The sequence below is a fragment of the Pseudomonas sp. 1928-m genome, from assembly GCF_029269135.1.
GTDB lineage: Bacteria > Pseudomonadota > Gammaproteobacteria > Pseudomonadales > Pseudomonadaceae > Aquipseudomonas.
Genome location: NZ_JARIXO010000001.1, coordinates 828,328 through 851,963, shown reverse-complemented (window position 1 = coordinate 851,963; position 23,636 = coordinate 828,328). Strand labels below are relative to the sequence as shown.

Sequence of the window (23,636 nt, the reverse complement as noted above, 5' to 3'; positions counted from 1 at the left end):
CAGTCGACATGAGCCGAGCTCTGTGAACCGGCCCACCCCCGTAAAACCCGATAATTTCTTTCTGCTGCTGTTCCAGGCCCTGCGCCAACGGCGCATCCCCCTGGCGCTGCGCATTGTCAGCCATAGCCTGTTGCTGGTAGCCCTGGCCCTGGTCATCTATGGCTGGGTGATCGGCATGCAGTTCAAGTACGCCATGCAGCAACAGGCTGAAGCCCTGGGCACCAGCCTGATTACCCAGACTGCGGCCTCGGCGACCGAGCTGCTGGTGTCCAACGACATTCTCAGCCTCAACGTGCTGCTCAACAATCTAGTGAAGAACCCGCTGGTGGCCCACGCCGCCATCTACAGCGTGGACAACCGCATCCTCGCCGAGGCAGGTTCGCGCCCAAGCAAAAGCATGCTCGGCGAAACCGAGGGGCTGTATTCGACGCCCATCACCTTCCAGGAGGTGATTGCCGGGCAACTGCGTATCAGCCTGGATATGCAGCAATTCCAACAACCGATGACCATCAGCCTGCAGAGCATGGGCATTCTCAGCCTGATTCTGCTGGCCCTGACCCTGTCCTTGAGCATGCGCCTGGGCCGGCATATCTCCACACCGCTGCTGCAACTGCGGGTATGGCTGCGTGACCCGGATGACCCGGCGCCAGGCGCCGGTCGCCAGGATGAAATCGGCGACTTGGCGCGCCAGCTGCAAGCACGCCTGGTGCCGGAAAAGCCTGCGCTGCCAGAGGAACAGGAAGAGCCGCTCTACGACGACGAGCCGGTGGCCCAGGACGATGACGACTACCTGCCGGAATCGTTTGATGATGAGCCGGACTTCGAAGTGCGCGACCTGCACGATGAGCGCTTCGATGAGCGAGACGAATTGCTCGAGCCGCTGCATAGCGATGACCAGCCATACGCAGACAGCGCAGTGGACGATCCATTCTCCGAGCTGCGCGAGCAGCCCGAGCATGAGCCGGCGCCAGCTCCCGTGATCCGCCAGCCGCTGCCCAGTGCCGTACTGGCGATCCAGCTGGGCGCGCAAGAGCAGCTGCGCCGCCTGCCGCGCAGCCGCCTGATGGAGTTGCTACAGCGTTACCGTGACTGCCTGGACCGCGCCGCCAACCTGTACCAGGGCGAGCTGCATACCTTGAGCGACGGCAGCAGCCTGATGCTGTTTCACCAGCTGGATATTGGTGAGGACTACCTGACCCACGCCATCTGCTGCGGCGAACTGATGCGCGCCCTCGGTCACGCCCTGCAGATCGAAGTGGCGGACAGCGGCATCACCCTGCAATTGCAGCTGGGCCTGACCCTGGGTGAAAACCTCAGTGACCTTAGCCAGGGCGACCTGCTGCTCAGTGAAACGGCGCAGAACGCCCTGGCGCTGTCACAGCACAGCCGCAACCTGCTGCTGGTCGAGCGCAGCATTGCTGACGACGCCCTGGTCAGCCAGCGTGCGCGCATTCGCGCCATCGCCAGCCCGCAAGGCGCTTGCTGCGTGGAACGCCTGCTGGAGCCCTACCCATCACTGCTGGAGCGCCAACTGGCGCGCATGCACGAAAACCATTAAGCCGACCCAAGAAAAAGCCCGCCTGATTGGCGTAATGCTGTTCACATAAGAAAAATGCCGCTTCGCCCTTGCCAGGGAAGCGGCATTTCTTTGTGCTCACCACCGTAGGATGGGTGCTAACCCATCAATTGGCTGATGGGTTAGCACCCATCCTACGGCCTGAACCACTGCCAAAGACTTAGAGCGAGAGATTTCAAAGCCCGCCGCTCTATAGCGGCGTAAAGCGGCCCCACTTAACTGAACAGCATTGCGCCTGATTGGCGGGCTTTTTCTTAGTGGCGCTTAGAAGCGGAACACTTCGCCTTCATCACGCATTGGCTCAACCACCGGGATACGCGGTGGCGCAGGCGGCGCGGGCTTTACCGGCGCCGGCTTGCGCGGCGGCTCGGCCACCACTGGTACAGGCTTGCCGTGGGTTTCGACGGCTACCGCCAGCTGCTCAACCAGCTGCTGTACCACCAGGCTCTGCGCCCGTACCTGATCGACGATGGTGCCGCTGTGGGCTTGCTCCAGACGCACCAGACGCCCATCGAGCAGCTTGCCGTCGGCACCCGCCAGGCGCCACTGCGCTTCCAGCACGGCCGGGCGCTGCGGACCGGAGTCCAGGCGGGTAATCGACAGCCCCAGGCGCACCTGCGGCACAAAGCCGACGGTGGCCGGCGCCAGCACCAGGCGCTGGCTGTCCAGACGCGAGGCCAGCTGACGCAGCAGCTGCTGATCAATATCGGCAGCCAAGCTGCCGGCCCAGCGCGCATCCTCGGCGGCGGTCAGGCTGCCGTCGGTCTGGCGCTGCAACAGTGCCTCGCGCTGCAGGTAATCGGCAATCGCCACCGGCCCGAGCAGCACGGCAATGCCTTGCTCGGCGGCGGGAACGCGAATATCACCACTATCGAGCTGGTACAGCGGCGCTTGCTGGTAACGCGTACAACCCGCCAGGCCAAGCACGCCGGCCAGCAGCAGAATTCCGGGGAAACGCAGTGCAGTCATCTCACTCATCCAGCCGGCCAGTCTGCCGGCGTGCTTACACATTAGGTGCCGGCGGGTCGCTTGCGTGACCCGCCTTACGGCCGCGTATCATCCTTGAAAGCCGCTCGCGACTCCAGCGCAGCACTCGCTAGCCCTGGGCCTCGACCAACAGGCTGTCGACGCGCTGGAAGCCGCGCGGCAGCTTGTTACCACGCCGCCCGCGCTCGCCTTTGTAGTGTTCCAGGTCATCTGCTTTCAGCGACAGGGTACGCTTGCCGGCCTGCAATACCAGCGTCGCCCCGACCGGCAGCACGGCCAGATCGGTGAGGTATTCCTCACGCGACGCAACCCGCTCACCCGGAATGCCGATGATCTTGTTGCCTTTACCTTTACCCAGTTGCGGCAGATCGCGCACAGGGAACAGCAGCAGGCGGCCTTCGGTGGTCACCGCCGCCAGCCAGTCTTCTTCGCGATTGGCCAGCGGTTTCGGCGGCACCACCAGGGCGCCGGCCGGTAGGCTAAGCAGCGCTTTACCGGCCTTGTTCTTCGCTTGCAGGTCTTCGCCTTTGACCACAAAGCCGTAGCCAGCATCGGAAGCAATCACATACAACGCATTGTCATCCGGCAGCAGCACGCACTCGAAGGTCGCGCCCGGCGGCGGCGTCAGGCGCCCGGTCAGCGGCTCGCCCTGACCACGGGCAGACGGCAGCGAATGCGCCGCCAATGAGTAGCTGCGCCCGGTGGAGTCGATAAAAACCGCGTACTGATTGGAGCGGCCCGGCGCAGCGGTCTTGAAGCCATCACCGGCCTTGTACGAGAGGCCGGTGGCGTCGATATCGTGGCCCTTGGCGCAGCGCACCCAGCCTTTTTCCGAGATCACCACGGTCACCGGCTCAGTCGGCATCAGCTCGGTTTCGCTCAGCGCCTTGGCTTCTGCGCGGGCAACAATCGGCGAACGACGGTCGTCGCCGTACTTCTCGGCGTCGGCCAGAATTTCCTGGCGCACCAGCTTCTTCAGCTTGGTTTCACTACCCAGCAGGGCCAGCAGCTTGTCGCGTTCCTTGGCCAGCTCGTCCTGCTCGCCACGGATCTGCATTTCCTCAAGCCGCGCGAGCTGGCGCAGGCGGGTCTCAAGGATGTACTCAGCCTGAATCTCGGTAAGACCGAAGCGCTCCATCAGCACCGGCTTGGGCGAGTCCTCGGTGCGGATGATGCGAATAACTTCGTCGAGGTTGAGGAAGGCAATCAAGCGGCCTTCCAACAGGTGCAGGCGATGCTCAACCTTGTCCAAACGGAACTGCAGACGACGGCGCACAGTGCCTACGCGGTACTGCAGCCACTCGGTGAGCAGGGTGCGCAGGTCCTTGACCGACGGTTTGCCATCGAGGCCAATCACGTTGGTGTTGACCCGGTAGCTGGACTCCAGCTCGGTGGTGGCGAACAAGTGCTGCATCAGCTCATCGGCATCCACCCGGTTGGAGCGCGGGATGATCACAATGCGGCATGGATGCTCGTGGTCCGATTCATCGCGCAGGTCGGCGACCATCGGCAGCTTCTTCGCCTGCATCTGCGCGGCGATTTGCTCCAGCACCTTGGCCCCGGAGACCTGATGCGGCAGCGAGGTGACCACGACATCGCCGTCCTCGACGCGGTACACGGCGCGCATACGCACCGAGCCTTTGCCGGTTTCATAGATCTTCAGCAGGTCGCTGCGTGGGGTGATGATTTCCGCTTCGGTCGGATAGTCCGGGCCGAGGATATGCTCACAGAGCTGCTCGACCGTGGCATTCGGCTCGTCCAGCAGGCGAATACAGGCCGTCGCGACCTCGCGCAGGTTGTGCGGCGGCACGTCGGTGGCCATGCCCACGGCGATACCGGTGGTGCCGTTGAGCAGAATATTCGGCAGACGCGCGGGCAGAGTCGCCGGCTCATTCAGGGTACCGTCGAAGTTCGGCACCCAGTCCACGGTGCCCTGGCCCAGCTCGGTGAGCAGCACTTCCGAGTAGCGCGATAGGCGCGCTTCGGTATAGCGCATCGCGGCGAAGGACTTCGGATCGTCCGGCGCACCCCAGTTGCCCTGGCCGTCGACCAAGGTGTAACGGTAGCTGAACGGTTGCGCCATCAGCACCATAGCTTCGTAACAGGCGCTATCGCCGTGCGGGTGGAACTTGCCGAGCACGTCACCGACAGTACGCGCCGACTTTTTGTGCTTGGAGTCGGCGTCCAGGCCCAGCTCGCTCATGGCGTAGACGATGCGCCGCTGCACCGGCTTCAAGCCGTCGCCGATATGCGGCAGCGCGCGGTCCATGATCACGTACATGGAGTAATTGAGGTAAGCCTGCTCAGTAAAATCGGCAAGGGAACGGCGTTCAACACCGTCCAGGCTCAAATCGAGGGATTCGCTCATGCGTGCCTCATTGCAAGGTGGATTGGCGCAGCATCAAGGTGCCGCCGCGCTGGGTAAATTCGAGTTGTTTCAGGGCGCTCATGCCCAGTAATACGTCATCGCCGCCCATGCCGGGAGCGATCAAAGCCTCTACGTCGGTCAGCACGATATCGCCCAACTGCAGGCGCTCAAGCCGCGTGCGATGGGCCGTGGCGCGGCCATTGGCGGTGCTGATGGTGATTGCCGCTCCGGCTTGCAACCCCAGGCGCTGCGCCACCTCGGTCGGCACCGCGACCTGCGTCGCACCGGTGTCGAGGAGGAAAGTCACCTCCTCGCCATTGATCTTGCCGCCGGCCATATAGTGGCCCTGCCGACTGCTGGCCAGGTGCACTTCGACATAGCCGCTGCCATGCAGCGACTCAGGCGTGCGATTGGGATTGCGCTGAGCGTCTTCCCAGTCGCCGAAGAACTTGGTCGCCAGCAGCAAAGCCGCGCCCCAGGCCAGCACCAGCATCACGCGCCCGGCACGCTTGCCTGCAGGCTGCTCGCTCACGGCTTGCTACCCCAGCCGCCTTTAGGTGCGGTAAAGCGCCAGATAATCGGCCGTGATTCACCGTCGGCGCGGCTGAAGCGACCATTATCAACGCCGACCCAAGCGCCGTCCTGATCCACCCACAACGCCTCGGCCAGACCATAGGACGGCGGATAGAGGCGCTCCGGGGTCAGCGCCTCGGCGGCAAACGACCAGCACTTCTCGACCTGACCATTGCTCAGGCTGCGTCGACAGATGCGGTGCGCCTGGCGCTCAAGGGTGAAGAGCTTCTCGTTATGGAAGGCCAGGCCGGAGAAATCCCGTGGCTGCTCTTTCGCGCCCAGCTGCTCGGGCGCGGGCTCGGTGCCCGCCTCACTGAACAACACGCAGCCACCGGTGCAACGCCAGATGGCGCGCTGCTTGTGCACCACCAGCAAACCACGGCGCATGCGCTCGGCCGCCAGGTACAGGCGCTCGCCAGCCGGGTCGACGGCAATGCCTTCAAACAGCGAGTTGTAGTGCAACAACATGCCACTGGCGCGCGCCTGACGTAGCAGGCCCTGAGGCAGTTTCAGCCAATTGGGCTCACCCATAACCGGTAACTGCAGCACGGCCGCCTTGGCCTCACTGACCAGATAGCGGTTACCGGCGGCGTCACAACTGATGCCCTCGAAATCCAGCGCGCCCCCGCGCACCAGGCCGGCAGCCCAGCTGCGCATACGCAGCCCCCAGGGCAAACGCGCATCCGGCGCAGGCGGCGCGACAAAGGTCTCGGCCGTGGCCTGCCACTGCGACTCGTCGGATTCCAGGCGATAGAGCTGCTGATCATCGCGGTCGGAAACCGCCCACAACGCGTTATCGCACCAGGCCAACCCGGACAAGTTGCCACCAGTGACGCCACTGACCGCTTGCTCGTTGAGCAGTTTCAGCTCTTCCAGCGCCGCCGCGCTCGCCAGCAAGGGTGAGCAAAGCAATAGGCAGACAGCCAACAGCCGCTGCATCAGAGCAACACCTCGGCCAGGTTGCCCTTGGACTCCAGCCAGGATTTACGGTCGCCGGCGCGCTTCTTCGCCAGCAGCATGTCCATCATTTCCTGGGTGCCGGGGTAATCGTCCAGGGTCAGTTGCACCAGGCGCCGGGTGTTGGGGTCCATGGTGGTTTCCCGCAGCTGCGGCGGGTTCATTTCACCCAGGCCTTTAAAGCGGGTGACCTGCGGTTTGCCACGACGCTTCTCGGCCACCAGACGGTCGAGAATGCCATCACGCTCAGCTTCATCCAGGGCATAGAAAATCTCCTTGCCCAGGTCGATGCGGTACAGCGGCGGCATAGCGACATAGACGTGCCCCGCATCCACCAGCGGGCGGAAATGCTGAACGAACAGCGCGCAGAGCAAGGTGGCGATATGCAGACCGTCGGAGTCGGCGTCGGCGAGGATGCAGATTTTGCCGTAGCGCAGCTGACTGAGGTCGCTGGAACCCGGATCGAGGCCAACTGCCACGGCGATGTTATGCACTTCCTGGCTGGCCAGCACTTCGCTGCCATCGACTTCCCAGGTATTCAGAATCTTCCCGCGTAGCGGCAGGATCGCCTGAAACTCCTTGTCGCGCGCCTGCTTGGCGCTGCCGCCGGCGGAGTCACCTTCCACCAGAAACAGTTCGGAGCGCATCGGGTCCTGCCCCGCGCAATCAGCCAGCTTGCCAGGCAGCGCCGGGCCCTGGGTGATGCGTTTGCGCTCGACCTTCTTGCCGGCTTTGAGGCGGCGGTTGGCGTTGCTGATCGCCAGCTCGGCGAGCTGCTGGCCCAACTCCGGATGGCCGTTAAGCCACAGGCTGAAGGCATCTTTCACCACGCCAGAAACGAAGGCGGCGGCCTCACGGGACGACAGGCGCTCCTTGGTCTGCCCGGAGAACTGCGCGTCCTGCATCTTCATCGACAGCACGAAGGCAATACGCTCCCAGATGTCTTCCGGGGCCAGCTTGACCCCGCGCGGCAGCAGGCTGCGGAACTCGCAGAACTCGCGCATGGCATCCAGCAGGCCCTGCCGCAGGCCGTTGACGTGGGTGCCGCCCTGGGCGGTGGGGATCAGGTTGACGTAGCTTTCCTGCACCGCGTCGCCGCCTTCCGGCAGCCACAGCAGCGCCCAATCTACAGCCTCTTTATTACCCGCCAGGCTGCCGCAGAAGGGTTCATTGGGTAGCCGCTCAAATTCACTGACCGCATCCACCAGGTAGGAACGCAGGCCGTCTTCATACATCCACTCGACTTTCTCGCCGCTGGCCTTGTCCTCGAAACTGACCGCAAGCCCCGGGCACAACACCGCCTTGGCTTTCAGTACGTGCTTGAGACGGCTGACCGAAAATTTGAAGGAGTCGAAGTACTTGGCATCTGGCCAGAAATGCACGCTGGTGCCGGTGTTGCGCTTGCCCACGGTGCCGACAACGGCCAAGTCGCTGGCCTTGTAGCCGTCGGCAAAACTCATCTGGTATTCGTTGCCGTCGCGTTTGACCGTGACGATCACGCTGGTCGACAGCGCGTTGACCACCGAAATACCCACGCCATGCAGGCCGCCGGAGAACTGGTAGTTCTTGTTACTAAATTTGCCGCCGGCATGCAGCTTAGTAAGGATCAGCTCGACCCCTGGCACGCCCTCTTCCGGGTGAATGTCCACTGGCATGCCGCGACCGTCGTCGAGCACTTCCAGGGAGTTGTCCTCGTGCAGGATCACCTGAATCGATTTGGCATGCCCGGCCAGCGCTTCGTCGACGCTGTTGTCGATGACTTCCTGGGCCAGGTGGTTGGGCCGGCTGGTGTCGGTGTACATGCCCGGGCGTTTGCGCACCGGGTCGAGGCCGGAAAGGACTTCGATGGCATCGGCGTTGTAAGAGCTAGAACCTTGCTGGGCCATGGGGTCTCTTGTTCGTCAATTGAGAGCGGAAAAGTCGATATCCTGCCACAGATGGCGAGGAATACCGGCGAAAGCGAAAAGCATCGGCAGGCGCTCGGCAAAACCCTGAAAGCCGTGATCGCCACCGGCCTGAATACGCAGCGCGCAGGCGCGGTAATAGTGCTGGGCATCGCGGTAATCGAGGGTTTCGTCGGCAGTCTGCAGCCACACCTGATAGCGCGCAGGGTCTTGCAGCGCCAGCACATCCAGTTCGGCCAAGGCCGTTACATGGTCAGCCGTCAGCTCCCAGGTCTCATCGCTGTAATAGTTCTTCTGCGGGCCCAGGTAACCATCGAAACGCAGGTGCGGGCGCACGGCGGGATTGATCAGCAGCGCCGGCAGCCCATGGCGCTCGGCCAAGTGGGTCGCATAGTAGCCGCCCAGCGAGCTGCCAACCAGCACGGGCCGACCAAGCTCGGCAATCAGCGCTTCGAGCTGGGCCATCGCCTGACGCGGATGGTGATGCAGCGCCGGCACCCGTAGCTGCGCGGCCAGGCCCAGCTGGGCCATGGCGCGCTGCAGCTGGCTGGCCTTGAGCGATGCCGGCGAGCTGTTAAGCCCGTGGATATAGAGAATGGATGTGGTCATGGGGCGGGAGGCTAACCGGTTGCGGCGACCGGCTGCAACCGGTTAGCCAGGCACTGCAAAGACCTTAGTAGCCTTTGATGGTGTAATCGATTTCGAACTTGATCCCGGTTACCCGCGATACACCGGTTTCCAGGCGACCGTCGTCAAACAGGCGCAGCCAGCGATAGCCCGGCGCGGTTTTATCCACCTGAAACTCCTCGCTACCCGGAGCGAACTGCACGCAGGTCGAAGGCGACGCCAGCAGGCGGATCGGGCCGCGCTGCTGATCAAGCTCCTGATGAATATGCCCCCAGAGCACCGCACGCACCTGGCTGAAACGCTCCAGCACGGCAAACAAGGCATCCGGGTTGCGCAAACCGATGGGCTCCATCCATTTGCAACCGATGGACACCGGGTGGTGATGCAGGCAGATCAGATGATGACGATCCGGCGCTTCGCTTAGCGCACGCTCCAGCAAGGCAAGCTGCTGGTCGTTGAGGTAACCGGGCACGGCACCGGGGATTGAGGAATCGAGCAGAATCACGCGCCAGTTGCCCAGGTCGATCACCGGTTCCAGCAGATCACTGCCAACGCAGGCGGCCTGCATGGCTGGCACTTCATCATGGTTACCGGGGAACCAGCGCGCGGGCGCAGGGATGGCAGCGGTCATCTCGCGGAAGCGCTGGTAGGACTCAGCGCTGCCGTCCTGCGAGAGGTCGCCACTGGCCAGGATCAGGTCGATCTGCGGTTGCTCCTGCAGCACACGCTCAATCACCCGCTGCAAGCTGTCCTGGGTATCCATGCCCAATAGCTTGCCTGCCCCGTCGGCAAACAGGTGACTGTCGGATAACTGCACCAGCAGTACCGAGCGATCAACAGCAGTGGTTTTAGTCGGCGCGCCCGGCAAGACCTTCTCCTTGAGCGGAATGCGTGAATTATGCTGGCTAGCCCTACGGGCGGTAAACCCGCGAAAGGGGAATAGATCACAGAACGTCCGCTGTAAATCCAACGCCCACCCTAAGGCTAGCGCGTATCGGAATAATGCGCCTGCGACTGATTATCGGCAGAACGTGGAAAAACCTAACGCACGGGCGCCAGTTCGTGACCGCAGGCCAGGCAGTGGCTCAGCCACTCGCCGAGAAACAGATTGAGCTGGGTCTTCTCATCCGGCTGATGCATGGCCGCATTCGGGTAGGGATAAATGCCGTGAAAGCGCCGCGCACTCTGCGTACCGACTACCTCGGCCATGCGCGCATCGTGATAGACCCGCACTTCCAGACGCGGCACCGGCAGCCAGGACAGGCTGTGTTCCTGGCGCACTTCGATGGTCGAGGTATAGGGGCAGGTTTCCAGCACCTCCAGGGCCAGCACGCCGAGCAGGTGTTCGCCCTGACTGAGAGCCACACGACGAACCTGCTGCCGGCCATCCCCGCGCATGTCCGGCAGCAGCTGCAGCAAGCGTACATAGTTGAGTTCGCAAGCGGTTTGCAGCTCGACCAGGTCGACCCGATAGCGCTCGCGCAGCAGGTTCACGACCACAACCCCCGCACTTCAGCGCGGTTCAGCGCCAACCACTGCAGGGCAATGATGCTGGCAGCATTGTCGATCCGCCCGTCTTTCAGCGCATCCAGGGCATCTTCCAGCGGCCAGACGTGCACGCGGATGTCCTCGCCCTCTTCCGCCAAGCCATGCACGCCGCCGGCCCCCTCGCTGTCGCAGCGGCCGACAAACAGGTGCACACGCTCATCCGAACCACCGGGTGATGGGTAGTACTGGGTAATCGGCCACAGCGAGGTCAGCGGTAGATTGGCTTCCTCCAGCGCCTCACGGCGGGCCACTTCCTCCGGCTGCTCGTCCTTGTCGATCAAGCCGGCGACCAGCTCCAGCAGCCAGGGATTGGTGCTTTTATCCAGCGCACCGACACGGAACTGTTCGATCAGCACCACGCAGTCGCGCTGCGGATCGTAGGGCAGCACGCACACCGCATCGTGGCGCACAAACAGCTCGCGGGTAAGCGCAGGACCCATGCCACCGGCAAACTGACGATGGCGCAAACGCAGCCGATCAAGCTTGTAGAAGCCGCTAAAGCAGGCCTCGCGCTCGATCACTTCGACATCTTCTCGTTGCATAACGCCCCCTGATTAACAGAAACGGGCCCGAAGGCCCGTCCTAGTTGCATCCTATGCTGCGCCGAAACAGGGCGCAGCAAAAGCTCTAGAATCCGATTCCGAGCTTGCGAGCTAGAGCCATGCAAGGCGAAAACAGGTGAGGAAGCGGAGTGTACGAGCTGTACATGAGCATTCCGAACCTGTTTTCAACGCAGCAAGGCCGGCGCGCAGCAGATCGTAATCGGATCTCTCTATCAGACCTTGTGGTAGAGCTGCCCACCCTGCGCCTTAAACTCCTCTGCCTTGGCTTGCATGCCCGCCTCAGCGTCCAGGTCGAGTGCGGCGATGCGTTGCTCTTCAGCATAGACGCGAACTTCCTGGGTGATCTTCATCGAGCAGAACTTCGGCCCGCACATGGAGCAGAAGTGTGCCACCTTCGCCGAGTCCTTGGGCAGCGTTTCGTCGTGATAACTGCGCGCGGTATCGGGATCGAGGCCAAGGTTGAACTGATCTTCCCAGCGGAATTCGAAGCGCGCCTTGCTCAAGGCGTTGTCACGAATCTGCGCGCCGGGATGGCCCTTGGCCAAGTCCGCAGCATGGGCGGCGATCTTGTAGGTGATGATGCCGGTCTTGACGTCATCCTTGTTCGGCAGGCCCAGGTGCTCCTTGGGCGTGACGTAGCAGAGCATGGCGCAACCGAACCAACCAATCATCGCTGCACCGATGCCGCTGGTGATGTGGTCGTAACCCGGCGCGATGTCAGTGGTCAGCGGGCCGAGGGTGTAGAACGGCGCCTCGTCGCAGCACTCCAGCTGCTTGTCCATGTTCTCCTTGATCAGCTGCATCGGCACGTGGCCAGGGCCTTCGATCATGGTCTGCACGTCGTGCTTCCAGGCGATCTTGGTCAGCTCGCCAAGGGTTTCCAGCTCGCCGAACTGCGCTTCATCGTTGGCGTCGGCAATCGAGCCCGGACGCAGGCCATCGCCCAGCGAGAAGCTGACGTCGTAGGCCTTCATGATTTCGCAGATGTCTTCGAAATGGGTGTAGAGGAAGTTCTCTTTATGGTGCGCCAGGCACCACTTGGCCATGATCGAACCACCGCGCGAAACAATACCGGTGACGCGCTTGGCGGTCATCGGCACATAACGCAGCAACACGCCGGCGTGGATGGTGAAGTAGTCCACGCCCTGCTCGGCCTGCTCGATCAGGGTGTCGCGGAACAGCTCCCAGGTCAGCTCTTCGGCCGCGCCGCCGACTTTCTCCAGGGCCTGGTAGATCGGCACGGTGCCGATTGGCACCGGAGAGTTACGGATGATCCACTCGCGGGTTTCGTGAATGTGCTTGCCGGTCGACAGGTCCATGACCGTGTCGGAACCCCAGCGAATGCCCCAGGTCAGCTTGGCCACTTCTTCTTCAATCGAAGAGCCCAGCGCCGAGTTGCCGATGTTGCCGTTGATCTTCACCAGGAAGTTACGGCCGATGATCATCGGTTCCAGTTCGGTGTGGTTGATGTTGGCCGGGATGATCGCGCGGCCGCGGGCAATCTCTTCACGCACGAATTCAGGGGTGATGATCTTCGGCACGCTGGCACCAAAGCTGTGGCCGGCATGCTGCTGATCGAGCAGGCCGGCTTCGCGCGCCACTTCCAGCTTCATATTTTCGCGGATGGCGACGTATTCCATCTCGGCGGTGATGATGCCTTTGCGCGCGTAGTGCATCTGGCTAACGTTGGCCCCGGCCTTGGCCCGGCGCGGGTTGTTGACGTGGGCGAAACGCAATTTGGTCAGCTCGGCATCGGCGAGGCGCTGTTGGCCGAAATTGGAGCTCAGGCCAGGCAGGCGTTCGGTGTCGCCACGCGCTTCGATCCACGGCGAGCGCACATCGGCCAAGCCCTTGCGCACGTCGATGATGACCTTGGGATCGGTGTACGGGCCGGAGGTGTCGTAGACCACCACAGGCGCGTTGATCTCGCCACCGAAGTCGGTCGGGGTCACGTCCAGGCTGATTTCCCGCATCGGCACCAGGATGTCCGGGCGCGAGCCCTGCACATAGACTTTCTGCGAACGCGGGAAGGGTTGGATCGACTGCTGGTCGACCTGGGCAGATTCACTCAGGATCGGGTTGAGGTTTTTTTCTTGTGTGCTCATCGGCGGCTCTCCAGGGCTATATGTCGGAGCGAACCTGGAGATGAATGAGCGGCGAAAGGCGCACCAGGGGCGGTGCCAGAGGCTCGCCGAAGGAAGGGCGAGCACATCTTGTTCCCTACGCAGGCCTTAACCTGATCAGGTTCAACGGGATCCGGCAGCTGCCAATCTCAGCCCCGCAATTGGGGCACCCCGACAAGAACGCGGCCAGTCTAATCAACCCCAGCCAATAAAACCAACTCGGGAGTCAATTTCTTATGACCCACGCGTCGGAAAGTGACGCGAGCAGCCGCTACAAATAACCCGACAGGCAGAACACGCCATGGATTGTTGCAATCTACACTCATTCAGCCCCAGACAAATCTTGACCCTCTAGGCAGCGCCCCTATAGCCTTGCCGATTACCGCCAAAATCAGGATCACACCCATGTTGCGCAGACTCTCTCTGGCTCTCGCTGTGGCCGCCGCGTCCAACGGAATGGCCTGGGCTGCTGAACAAGCCCCGCTGTCTACCAAAACTGACCTGGTCACGGTTTACCAGGAAGCCGCCGCCAACAATGCCGACCTGGCCGCCGCCCGTGCAGATTACGAAGCGCGCAGCGAAGTGGTCCCCCAGGCCCGCGCTGGCCTGCTGCCGAACCTGTCTGCCGGCGCCAACCTGAGCGACACCCGTACCCAGGTCGACTCGCCGGCCAACACCAGCTCGCGCAGCGGCATGGTGTACCAGGCCAACCTGAGCCAGCCGCTGTTCCGCGCTGACCGCTGGTTCCAGTTGCAGGCCGCTAAAGCGACCAACGAACAAGCCGTGCTGGAACTCTCGGCCACCGAGCAGAACCTGATTCTGCAGAGCGCCGAAACCTACTTCGCGGTACTGCGCGCCCAGGACAACCTGGCCTCGACCAAGGCTGAAGAAGCCGCGTTCAAGCGTCAGCTGGATCAAGCCAACGAGCGCTTCGATGTCGGCCTGTCGGACAAGACTGACGTACTGGAAGCCCAGGCCGGTTTTGACACCGCCCGCGCCAACCGCATCATCGCCCAGCAACAGGTGGAGGACGCCTTCGAGGCCCTGATCACCCTGACCAACCGCGACTTCGCCGCTCTGGAAGGCATCGAACACAGCCTGCCGATCCTCGCGCCAACGCCGAATGACGCCAAGGCCTGGGTCGACACCGCCGCCGCGCAAAACCTCAATCTGCAAGCCAGCAACTACGCCGTTGAAGCCGCCGAAGAAACCCTGCGCCAGCGTAAATCCGGCCACGCCCCGACGCTGGACGCGGTTGCCAGCTACCAAAAAGGCGACAACGACAGCCTCGGCTTCAGCAACTCCGGCGCACCCGGTCAGGCGCGTTTCAGCGGTGATGTCGAGCAACGCTCGATTGGCCTGCAACTGAATATCCCGCTGTACAGCGGCGGCCTGACCAGCTCCCAAGTGCGCGAGTCCTACCAGCGCCTGAACCAGACCGAGCAACTGCGTGAAAGCCTGCGCCGTCAGGTGGTGCAAAACACCCGCAACCTGCACCGCGCGGTGAATACCGACGTGGAAACCGTGCAGGCGCGCAAGCAGTCGATCATCTCCAACCAGAGCGCCCTGGAAGCCACCGAAATCGGCTACCAGGTCGGTACGCGTAACATCGTTGACGTGCTCGACGCCCAGCGCCAGCTGTACAGCTCGGTGCGCAACTACAACAACGCGCGTTACGACTACATCCTCAACAACCTGCGCTTGAAGCAGGCCGCCGGCACCCTCAGCCCGGACGACCTGGCCGCCCTGGAGCAGTACCTGAAATCCGACTACAACCCGGATGAAGACTTCCTCCCGCCGGACCTGGCCAAGGCTGCCGAAGCCCAGCTGCGCGGCAACCCGCAGTACTGAGTTAGGCCTAACAAAAAGCCCGCTGAATTCAGCGGGCTTTTTTATGGAACACGATTTGTAGGAGCGGGCCATGCCCGCGATTGCAATTTCGCGGGCATGGGTTAGGCACCCCCGCCGCTCCTACAAAACCTATTGCGACTTACCCTCAAGCAACCGCTCAAGCCCTGCCAGCAAACGCGCCAGCGCGCCCTGATTGGCCTGCATCACCGCCACCCCGGCATCACGCATGGCCTGCGCTGCATCAGGCTCACGCCACAATTGCGCGACTCGCTGGGCCAAACCATCGGCATCCGCCACCTCGCTCAAGGCGCCGGCAGCGCGCAACTGCGCGGCAATCTCGAGAAAGTTGAACAGATGCGGGCCGCTCAACACCGGCTTGCCCAGCGCCGCCGGCTCCAGCAGGTTATGCCCGCCATTGGCCACCAGGCTGCCGCCGACAAAGGCGATATCTGCGAGGGCATAGAGAAACAGCAGCTCGCCCATGGTGTCGCCGAGCAGCATCTGATCACTCGCCAGCAGCGCTTCGCCAGTGGAACGGCGGCGCGTGCTAAAGCCCTGCCGTTGGCACAACTCGAACACCGCATTGAAGCGCTCGGGATGACGCGGTACCAGAATCAGCAACGCATCGGGGTTGTGGGTGAGCAATTCACGGTGGGCAGCGAGAACGATCTCGTCTTCACCGGCATGGGTGCTCGCGGCAATCCACACTGGGCGCTGCGTGGCCTGCCATTGCTCACGCAAGGCTGCGGCACGGTTTAGCAACGCTGGATCAATGGTCAGATCAAACTTGATCGAGCCGGTGACCTCAACACACTCAGGCCGCGCACCCAGGCTGCGAAAGCGTTCGGCCTCCAGCGCCGTTTGCACCGCCAGCAAATCCAGCTCGGCGAGCATCGGCGCGGTGAGGTTGGCAAAGCGCGCATAGCCACGAGCCGAGCGCTCGGACAGCCGCCCGTTGGCCAGCGCCACCGGGATGCCACGCGTGGCGCACTGGTGGATATGGTTGGGCCACAGCTCAGTTTCCATAATCACCGCCAGCTTGGGCTGCACCTGATCGAGAAAACGCGCCGCCGCCCAGGGCAAGTCATACGGCAGGTAGCAATGCTGCACCCGCCCGGCGTACTCACTGCCGCCGAACATCGCCTGAATACGTTCCGAGCCGGTCGGCGTCATGCAGGTGATGGTGATCGGCAACTGTGGGTAGCGCACCAGCAGCTCGCGCAGCAGCGGCGCGGCGGCGATGCTCTCGCCTACCGACACCGCATGCAGCCAGATGCCGCCCGGTTTGAGCGCCGGCAAGCCAAGGGCAAAGCGCTCACCGATGCGTTTGGCATAGGCCGGCGCCTGCCAGGCACGCCAGGCCAAACGCCCAGCCACCAGCGGCAGACCAAGATGAAACAGCAGGGTGTAGAGGCTTCTATTCATGGCGCGCAGCTTATGCACTTTGGCCAATACCGTCGAGTCAGGCGCAGGCCCGCATCAGCCAATCGCCTGCAGATGCTGGGCAAAACACTCGGCCAACCACAACGCAGCCGGGCCCAGCGCTTCATCACGGCGGCAGACCAACTCGACCACCAGCGGTGGCGGCGTCCAGTCGCTACTCAGCTCCACCAGTTGGCTCTGATAAGTCGGGTACTGCACCACATGGCGCGGCAGCCAGGCCCAGCCAAGGTTGCGCATCAGCAGCTCGGCCATGGCGTAGAAGCTGTCGGTGCGCCAGACCGACGGGCTGAGCTGCTCGCCGCCGGGATAGTGACTGTCCTGCGGCGCCATCAGCAGCTGCCGATGGCGCGCCAGTTCACGCCGATCGACATGCCCGGCCCCCGCCAACGCATGTCCTGCCCCGCATACGGTCACCATCTCGATGGTGCCCAGGCGCTGACGTTCCAGCGCATCGGGCATCTGCTCATGGTGAAACAGCAGGCCGAGGTCGGCGCGGTGCTCCCGCAGCTTGCGCGCCACATCTCCCTGGGCGCCGCTGGCCAGCTGCACCTCGAGTAATGGAAATTGCTGAGCCAGCGCCTCCAGACTGTCCAGCACCGGCTGATAGGGCATCGCCTCATCCTGGGCCAGACGCAGGCGCACCTCTTCACCGCGTACCAGCCCCAGCGCACGGCCTTCCAGACGCTGACACTGACGCAGCACCTCACGCGCCTCTTCCAGCAGAGCCGCGCCGGCCTCGGTCAGGCGTGGCTGACGGCCACTGCTGCGCTCGAACAGGCGCACGCCCAGATCAGCCTCCAGCAGGGCAATCGCATTGCTCACCGCCGATTGCGCGCGCTGCATTTGCCGGCCCACGGCAGAGAACGACTGACCATCGGCGACGCTGACAAACAGGCGAATCTGCTCCAGGCTCCACTGCATAACCCATCTCCAATCCAGATAGGTAATCACTTTATCCCATCCGCCAGATCACTAGAATGGCCGCCAGATCACTATGGAGGCCACATCATGGGCGGCTATCTCTACCTCGCAATTGCCATCACTGCCGAAGTCATCGCCACCACCTCGATGAAGGCCCTGGATGGTTTCAATAAACCTCTGCCCCTGCTCTTGGTTGTGGTCGGCTACGCCATCTCGTTCTGGATGCTCAGCCTGGTGGTGAAGACCATCCCGGTCGGCGTCGCCTATGCGGTGTGGGCGGGCCTGGGCATCGTGCTGGTGAGCATCGCAGCGGTGTTTCTTTACCAGCAGCGGTTGGACCTGCCGGCCATGCTCGGCATGGGTTTGATCGTCGCCGGCGTGGTGGTGATTCAGTTGTTCTCGCAGAGTGTCGGGCACTAAGCCGGTTCTGGGCCAGGGGAGGCGCGCTAGCGCGAGCGGGTTATACTGCGCGCCTGTTTTCCCGGTGAGACACATGCATGTCCCAGGCGTTAAGCACTGATGTTTTGATCGTGGGCGGCGGTATCGCCGGCCTTTGGCTGAATGCGCGCCTGCGTCGTCAGGGTTTCGCTACCGTGCTGGTGGAAAACGCCCGCCTCGGCGGCGGGCAGAGCGTGAAATCCCAGGGCATCATCCATGGCGGCGCCAAATACGCCCTGCATGGCGCGCTGACCGGCGCCTCCGAAGCCATCGCCGATATGCCGCGGCGCTGGCGCGAAGCCCTGGCGGGCAATGGCGAGCTGGACCTGAGCGGCGTGCGCCTGCTCTCCGATGCCCACTACCTGTGGTCGCCCGGCAGCCTGGCCGGCAATATCACCAGTTTCTTTGCCAGCAAGGCGGTGCGCGGCCGGGTTGATCAGGTCAAAGGCGAGCAACTGCCACCTGCCCTGCAACACCCGAAATTCAAAGGCAAGGTCTACCGCCTGGCCGAACTGGTGCTGGATGTACCGAGCCTGATCAACCGCCTCAGCGAGCTGGCCGGCGACGGCCTGCTGGCTGCCGAGCGCATCGAACCACTGCGGGAAAATAGCGAGCTGGTCGGGCTGATCATCGACGGCCGCGAGATTCGCGCACAACGCATCATCCTCAGCGCCGGGCGGGGCAATGCCGAGCTGCTCAGTGCCCTCGACCTTAGCCAACCCGCACAGCAACTGCGCCCGCTGCATATGGTCTTGGTCAAAGGTCCAACGTTGAAACCGCTCTACGCCCACTGCCTGGGCGGCGGACCGAAGCCGCGCGTGACCATCACTACCCACCCGGCGGCCGATGGCCAGTGGGTCTGGTACCTGGGCGGTGATCTGGCCGAAGCCGATGGCGTAGCCCGTGATGAAACGGCGCAAATCCAGGCCGCGCAGAAAGAGCTAAGCGAGTTACTGCCCTGGGTCGATCTGTCCGCTGCGCAATGGGCGACGCTGCGGGTAGAGCGCGCCGAGCCGGCGCAATCCGGTCTGGTGCGCCCGGACAACGCCTTTTTGCACGAGCAGGACAAACTGCTGGTCGGCTGGCCGACTAAACTGGCCTTAGCCCCGGACTTTGCCGACCGCGTGCTGGCGGCGCTGGCCCGCGATGGCATTCAACCGGCGCAGCACGCGCCACTTCCCGCGCTGCCGCGCCCGACCGTCGCCCTACCCGCCTGGGAGGAACTGTTCTGATGCATCCACTGCACAGCCTGCACAACCTGCATCGCCCACTGGGCGCCACCGAGCTGCTGGTTTCGCCGCTGGGCCTGGGCACGGTCAAGCTGGGCCGTGATCAAGGGGTGAAATACCCCAACGGTTTCACCATCCCCGATGACGCCGCCGCCCGCGAGCTGCTGGCCCAGGCCCATGACCTGGGCATCAACCTGATCGACACCGCACCGGCCTACGGCACCAGCGAAACCCGCCTCGGCCCGTTGTTGCGCGGCCAGCGCCAGCAGTGGGTGATTGTCAGCAAGGTCGGCGAAGAGTTCGACAATGGCCAGTCGCGCTTCGACTTCAGCCCGGCGCACACCCGTTTCTCGGTGGAGCGCAGCCTCAAGCGTCTGGAAACCGACTTTATCGACCTGGTGCTGGTGCATTCCGACGGCAACGATGTGGCGATTCTGCGTGACAGCGGCGTGTACGAAACCCTGGCTGAGCTTAAGCGCGAGGGCAAAATTCGCGGTTTCGGCCTCTCCGGCAAAACCGTCGAAGGTGGCCTGCTGGCCCTGGAAACCGGTGACTGCGCGATGGTCACCTACAACCTCAATGAGCAGGCCGAACAGACCGTGCTCGACTACGCCGAGCTGCACGGCAAAGGCATCCTGATCAAGAAGGCCCTGGCCAGCGGTCATGCCTGCCTGGCGCCGGGTGTCGACCCGGTGCGCGCCAGTTTCGAGCTGATCTTCGGCCACCCAGGCGCCTGCAGCGCGATCATCGGCACCATCAATCCGCAACACCTGGCGCACAACGTCGCCAGCGCTGCCGCTGTAATTCAGGATATTGCCTAAGCGTTCACGCCCGCCCATCTGTGCCAAGCTCTCAGGCCGTATCCATGTCCGCGAGGAGTTGCCATGCCGCGCACCCTGATCCGCAAAGACCCCAGCAACTTCAAGACCCTGCAGCTGTTTGTCGAAGCCAGCCCGGAAGGGCTGAGCTATCAGGGCCTGGGGATGCCGCTGAACTTTGCGCAGATGCTGGAGAAGCGCAAACCGGTAAGCGTGGCCGACACCCAGCGCTTTGCCGTGGAGCTGGCCAACCTAGGCGTTTCGGTGCGCCTGACCCTCTGCTGGCAGGGCCGCGAATACTGGGTGCTGGTGCGTCAACGCCGTGCGGATCGCGGCGATGTGGTACTCAAGCTGATCTCCGGTTACGTGCCGGCCCATGAACTCAACCTGCCGCTGCTGACCGCAATTCAGGAAGTGGCCGAAGAATGCCTGCTGGAAACCCCGGAAGGCTGGCTAAGCGGACGCTTTGGCGACACCTGGCTGCCGACGCCCTACCAGAGCAGCCTGCACTACCGGGAAACCGCGCACTTCAGCCTCAGCTCGCTGTCCGGCGCGGCGCGGCCAGTGCAGTGTGGCAACCTCAAGCTGCTCGAACGCCCGCGCGCCTACGTGCACCTGCCAACCGCCTCATTGCAGCTGGTGTATGACCTGCGCCTGGATTTGCCCAAGGAAACGCGGCAGCTCAGCCTGCTGCATGTCGACGAGCATCTAGAAGATGGCCAACTGATCGCCCGACTCAATCGTGCGCGCCCCGACCTGTTTCTGATTGCCCTGGACCAAGGCCGACCGACCGCCGAGCTGCTGACCCTTAAGCAAGGTCAACTGTCACCCGCGAACACCCGCGGTCTATGGCTGGCGGAGAGCTTTGCGCCACAGGATGGCTGGCTGGTGCGCGAGGAGCGCGTTCGCTGGAAGGATTGGCTAAGCCTGCAAGGTATTTGAACGCAGCCGCAGAGGCAATCTGCAACGGCCAAAACCGTAGGGTGGATGACGCTCTTTTCATCCACCTTTGCCGCGTATCGGTGGATGGGTGAAGCGCCAACCACCCTACAATTGGCTGGCGCAGACGCAAAAAAGCCCCACCTAAGCAGGGCAAAAAGGGATTTCAGGCAGACGGGCTAGACTCATCCAGCCCGCGTAACAACTACTTCAATTCGCTGGAACTTTTGCCCAGCAGGCGCCTTGCGACGATCAGCAACTGGATCTGCTGGGTGCCCTCGAAGATGTCGAGAATCTTCGAGTCGCGCGCCCACTTCTCCAGCAGCTCATCCTCGCCATAGCCCAAGGCGCCGGCCAGCTCGACACATTTCAGCGTCACCTCGTTGGCCACCCGCCCGGCCTTGGCCTTGGCGATGGAGGCTTCCTTGGAGTTGGGCAGTTTGTTGTCGGCCATCCAGGCGGCTTTCAGGGTGAGCAGGCGCGCGGCCTCCCACTCGGCTTCCAGGCGATACAGCGTCGCCTCGGCATGGCTAACGCTGAGCAGTGGCTTGCGGTAATCCAGCGTGCAGACCTTCTTCAGCAGCTCACGGGTACGATCCAGCGACGCCTTGGCCACGCCCACCGCCATGCCGGCGACCAGCGGGCGGGTGTTGTCGAAGGTTTCCATCACCCCGGCAAAGCCTTTCTGCACATCGATTTCCGGGTTGCCCAGCAGGTTGGCCGCCGGCACGCGGCAATCGCTGAAACTGATCGAGGCCGTATCCGAAGCCTTGATCCCAAGCTTCTTCTCTAGGCGAGTCACCGTCATGCCCGGTGTGCCGTGCTCAACCACAAAGGACTTGATCGCCGCACGGCCGAGGCTCTTGTCCAGGGTGGCCCAGACCACCACCGCATCGGCACGCTCGCCAGAGGTAACAAAGATCTTCTCGCCGTTGAGCACGTAGTGATCGCCATCTTTGATCGCCGTGGTGCGAATCGCCGCCGAGTCCGAGCCGCAACCCGGCTCGGTAATCGCCATGGCCGCCCAGGTGCCGCCAAAGCGCGCCAGCTGCTCATCATTGGCCACTGCGGCAATCGCCGCGTTGCCCAGGCCCTGACGCGGCATCGCCAGCAACAGACCGACATCGCCCCAGCACAGCTCCATCACCCCGAGCAGGGCGGACAGATTGCCACCATTCTTGATGCCTTCCTGCTGTTCACGGGCCGCGCCGCGCTTGCTCGCCGAGGTGGCGCCGATGGCGTCCGGCGAGCCGGCATTCATGCCATCGAGCAGCGCCGCGAGCAGGTCCAGCTCCTTGGGATAGGCATGCTCGGCCTTGTCGTACTTGCGTGAAAGCGGGCGAAAGTAATTCTCCGCCACCTGATGGGCCTGATTGACCAAGCCACGGAATTTCTTTGGGGTTTCCAGATTCATGTTGAGGCGCCCTTAAAGCTGGAGACCGCCGGCCATAACTGCCAGCGCACGCAAATCGCGGTACCAGCGCTCGGCTGGATGTTCTTTGGTAAAGCCGTGGCCACCGAGCAACTGCACAGCGTCGGTGCCGATCTTCATGGCCTTTTCGCTGCACAGCAGGCGCGCCAAGTAGGCTTCGCGCTGAAACGGCAAACCCTGCTCGGCGCGGGCGCAGGCGCGCCAGACCATCAGGCGCATGGCATCGATCTCCACGGCCATGTCCGCGACCATAAAGGCCACGCCCTGGCGATGGCTAATCGGCTCGCCGAAGGCCACGCGCTCGTTGCAGTACGGCACCACATAATCCAGCGCCGCCTGCGCCGTGCCCACGGCCAGGGCGCACCAGGCCAACCCGGCGTAATCGAGAAAACTCTGGTAGTTAAACTGCTCGGCGGCGAGACGCGCTTCAACCGGCACCTTGACGCTATTGAGCCGCACGCGCGCCGTGCTGCCGGCCTTGAGGCCCATGGCCGGTTGCGGGCTGCGCTGTAGGCCCTTGGCGCCGGCTTCGACGATAAACAGCGCCGGGCCATCCGCAGCCTGCGCCGCGATGATCAGTTGGCTGGCATCCAGGCCGCGCAGCACCAGGCACTTTTCGCCGCTGAGGACATAATGCTTGCCACGCTTGCGCGCCCGAGCCGCCAGCTTATGCGGGTCAAACAACGGCGTCGGCTCATTCACCGCAATGGCCATCACTGGCGCCGGCTCTTCACCGACAAAGGCCGGCAGCCAGCGCGCCTGCTGCGGGGCATTGCCCCAGCGGCGGATGCAGTTGGCCGCCGACAAGGGCACCAGCAATGCAGCAGCCAAAGACAAATCGCCCTTGCCCAGCGCTTCGACAATCAGCGCATTACTCAAAGTGGTGCGTTCGCCCGCCATACCGCCTTGGGCCTCACTCACCGCGTAGTGGGTCAGCCCCAGCTCATGCGCCTGGTTGAGCAAGGCAGCGGGCAGCGCGGCTTGTTCATCTGCATCATGGGCCAGCGGGCGCAGCACTTCGCCAGCGAAGGCTTCGAGCATCTCCACCAGCATCTGCTGCTCATCGGAGAGCGACAGATCAAACAAGGCATCGGGGTCAGCCGGGCGCGGCAATTTGGCGACTTTGCCCGCGCGCTGCGCCGCCGCACGAAAGCTCGCGCGGCTGCCGGTGTAGATAAGTTTTTCGAAGGGTTTGCGCAACTTCAAGCGGTCCGGCCAGTCGGCCTGGGCGACCCGGTTGAGCATTGCCAGGGCACGGCCCTGTACGTCGGAAGTCATGGCATCTCGCTCCATGCGGGGGATGCCGATGATCATGCGCGCGGTCAGGGCAAGCGCCTAT

20 protein-coding genes and 1 riboswitch are annotated in these 23,636 nt (G+C 63.2%); of the genes, 6 read left to right on the top strand and 14 right to left on the bottom strand.

Going from position 1 to position 23,636, the window contains the following annotated elements; all coding sequences use genetic code 11:
• Positions 1–22: 22 nt before the first annotated feature.
• Complete coding sequence (locus P3C18_RS03765) at positions 23–1,558, top strand: AhpA/YtjB family protein (protein ID WP_275960535.1); 1,536 nt, start codon at positions 23–25, stop codon at positions 1,556–1,558.
• A 282-nt stretch (positions 1,559–1,840) separates the two neighbouring features.
• Here the strand turns inward: P3C18_RS03765 and P3C18_RS03760 are convergent, their stop codons facing one another.
• The 10 genes from P3C18_RS03760 to thiC form a co-directional block, all read right to left on the bottom strand.
• Positions 1,841–2,545: an ABC-type transport auxiliary lipoprotein family protein gene (locus P3C18_RS03760; RefSeq protein ID WP_275960534.1), complete on the bottom strand. Its 705-nt coding sequence runs from the start codon at positions 2,543–2,545 to the stop codon at positions 1,841–1,843.
• A 127-nt stretch (positions 2,546–2,672) separates the two neighbouring features.
• Positions 2,673–4,931 (bottom strand): DNA topoisomerase IV subunit A, encoded by a 2,259-nt coding sequence (gene parC, locus P3C18_RS03755; protein ID WP_275960533.1) that lies wholly within the window; start codon positions 4,929–4,931, stop codon positions 2,673–2,675.
• 7 nt (positions 4,932–4,938) lie between these two features.
• Complete coding sequence (locus tag P3C18_RS03750) at positions 4,939–5,463, bottom strand: TIGR02281 family clan AA aspartic protease (RefSeq protein ID WP_275960532.1); 525 nt, start codon at positions 5,461–5,463, stop codon at positions 4,939–4,941.
• The gene (locus P3C18_RS03745; RefSeq protein ID WP_275961571.1) at positions 5,460–6,446 is read right to left on the bottom strand and encodes an esterase-like activity of phytase family protein; all 987 of its coding nucleotides are present in this window, start codon (positions 6,444–6,446) and stop codon (positions 5,460–5,462) included. Before P3C18_RS03745 ends, P3C18_RS03750 begins: the two co-directional genes overlap by 4 nt.
• A complete protein-coding gene (gene parE / locus P3C18_RS03740; protein WP_275960531.1) occupies positions 6,443–8,347 on the bottom strand; it encodes a DNA topoisomerase IV subunit B in 1,905 nt (634 codons plus the stop codon). The genes P3C18_RS03745 and parE overlap by 4 nt, the downstream gene beginning before the upstream one ends.
• Before the next feature lie 15 nt (positions 8,348–8,362).
• Positions 8,363–8,974 (bottom strand): YqiA/YcfP family alpha/beta fold hydrolase, encoded by a 612-nt coding sequence (locus tag P3C18_RS03735; RefSeq protein ID WP_275960530.1) that lies wholly within the window; start codon positions 8,972–8,974, stop codon positions 8,363–8,365.
• A gap of 64 nt (positions 8,975–9,038) precedes the next feature.
• Positions 9,039–9,860, bottom strand: coding sequence for a 3',5'-cyclic-AMP phosphodiesterase (cpdA, locus tag P3C18_RS03730; RefSeq protein WP_275960529.1), 822 nt, complete (start codon positions 9,858–9,860; stop codon positions 9,039–9,041).
• 173 nt (positions 9,861–10,033) lie between these two features.
• On the bottom strand, positions 10,034–10,492 hold the full coding sequence (locus P3C18_RS03725; RefSeq protein ID WP_275960528.1) for a DUF1249 domain-containing protein: 459 nt from the start codon (positions 10,490–10,492) through the stop codon (positions 10,034–10,036).
• The gene (locus tag P3C18_RS03720; RefSeq protein ID WP_275960527.1) at positions 10,483–11,082 is read right to left on the bottom strand and encodes an NUDIX domain-containing protein; all 600 of its coding nucleotides are present in this window, start codon (positions 11,080–11,082) and stop codon (positions 10,483–10,485) included. Before P3C18_RS03720 ends, P3C18_RS03725 begins: the two co-directional genes overlap by 10 nt.
• A gap of 233 nt (positions 11,083–11,315) precedes the next feature.
• On the bottom strand, positions 11,316–13,208 hold the full coding sequence (thiC, locus tag P3C18_RS03715) for a phosphomethylpyrimidine synthase ThiC (protein ID WP_275960526.1): 1,893 nt from the start codon (positions 13,206–13,208) through the stop codon (positions 11,316–11,318).
• Between the two features lie 95 nt (positions 13,209–13,303).
• A riboswitch (TPP riboswitch) is annotated at positions 13,304–13,410 on the bottom strand.
• A gap of 221 nt (positions 13,411–13,631) precedes the next feature.
• Between thiC and P3C18_RS03710 the strand changes: the two genes are divergently transcribed.
• On the top strand, positions 13,632–15,077 hold the full coding sequence (locus tag P3C18_RS03710) for a TolC family outer membrane protein (RefSeq protein WP_275960525.1): 1,446 nt from the start codon (positions 13,632–13,634) through the stop codon (positions 15,075–15,077).
• A gap of 129 nt (positions 15,078–15,206) precedes the next feature.
• Here the strand turns inward: P3C18_RS03710 and waaA are convergent, their stop codons facing one another.
• Both waaA and P3C18_RS03700 read right to left on the bottom strand, forming a co-directional pair.
• A complete protein-coding gene (gene waaA, locus P3C18_RS03705; protein ID WP_275960524.1) occupies positions 15,207–16,502 on the bottom strand; it encodes a lipid IV(A) 3-deoxy-D-manno-octulosonic acid transferase in 1,296 nt (431 codons plus the stop codon).
• A gap of 54 nt (positions 16,503–16,556) precedes the next feature.
• Positions 16,557–17,441, bottom strand: a complete 885-nt coding sequence (locus P3C18_RS03700) for a LysR family transcriptional regulator (RefSeq protein ID WP_275960523.1) — start codon at positions 17,439–17,441, stop codon at positions 16,557–16,559.
• A gap of 87 nt (positions 17,442–17,528) precedes the next feature.
• Between P3C18_RS03700 and P3C18_RS03695 the strand changes: the two genes are divergently transcribed.
• The 4 genes from P3C18_RS03695 to P3C18_RS03680 all read left to right on the top strand — a co-directional run bounded on the left by P3C18_RS03695 (position 17,529) and on the right by P3C18_RS03680 (position 20,868).
• The gene (locus P3C18_RS03695; protein ID WP_090249763.1) at positions 17,529–17,861 is read left to right on the top strand and encodes a multidrug efflux SMR transporter; all 333 of its coding nucleotides are present in this window, start codon (positions 17,529–17,531) and stop codon (positions 17,859–17,861) included.
• A 77-nt stretch (positions 17,862–17,938) separates the two neighbouring features.
• Positions 17,939–19,111, top strand: a complete 1,173-nt coding sequence (locus P3C18_RS03690) for an FAD-dependent oxidoreductase (RefSeq protein WP_275960522.1) — start codon at positions 17,939–17,941, stop codon at positions 19,109–19,111.
• The gene (locus tag P3C18_RS03685; protein WP_275960521.1) at positions 19,111–19,929 is read left to right on the top strand and encodes an aldo/keto reductase; all 819 of its coding nucleotides are present in this window, start codon (positions 19,111–19,113) and stop codon (positions 19,927–19,929) included. The genes P3C18_RS03690 and P3C18_RS03685 overlap by 1 nt, the downstream gene beginning before the upstream one ends.
• Before the next feature lie 63 nt (positions 19,930–19,992).
• Complete coding sequence (locus P3C18_RS03680; RefSeq protein WP_275960520.1) at positions 19,993–20,868, top strand: metal ABC transporter ATPase; 876 nt, start codon at positions 19,993–19,995, stop codon at positions 20,866–20,868.
• A 202-nt stretch (positions 20,869–21,070) separates the two neighbouring features.
• On the opposite strand, the gene P3C18_RS03675 is transcribed toward P3C18_RS03680, so the two are convergent.
• A complete protein-coding gene (locus P3C18_RS03675) occupies positions 21,071–22,279 on the bottom strand; it encodes an acyl-CoA dehydrogenase family protein (RefSeq protein WP_275960519.1) in 1,209 nt (402 codons plus the stop codon).
• Positions 22,280–22,291: 12 nt separating this feature from the next.
• Complete coding sequence (locus P3C18_RS03670) at positions 22,292–23,575, bottom strand: acyl-CoA dehydrogenase family protein (RefSeq protein ID WP_275960518.1); 1,284 nt, start codon at positions 23,573–23,575, stop codon at positions 22,292–22,294.
• Positions 23,576–23,636: the final 61 nt, after the last annotated feature.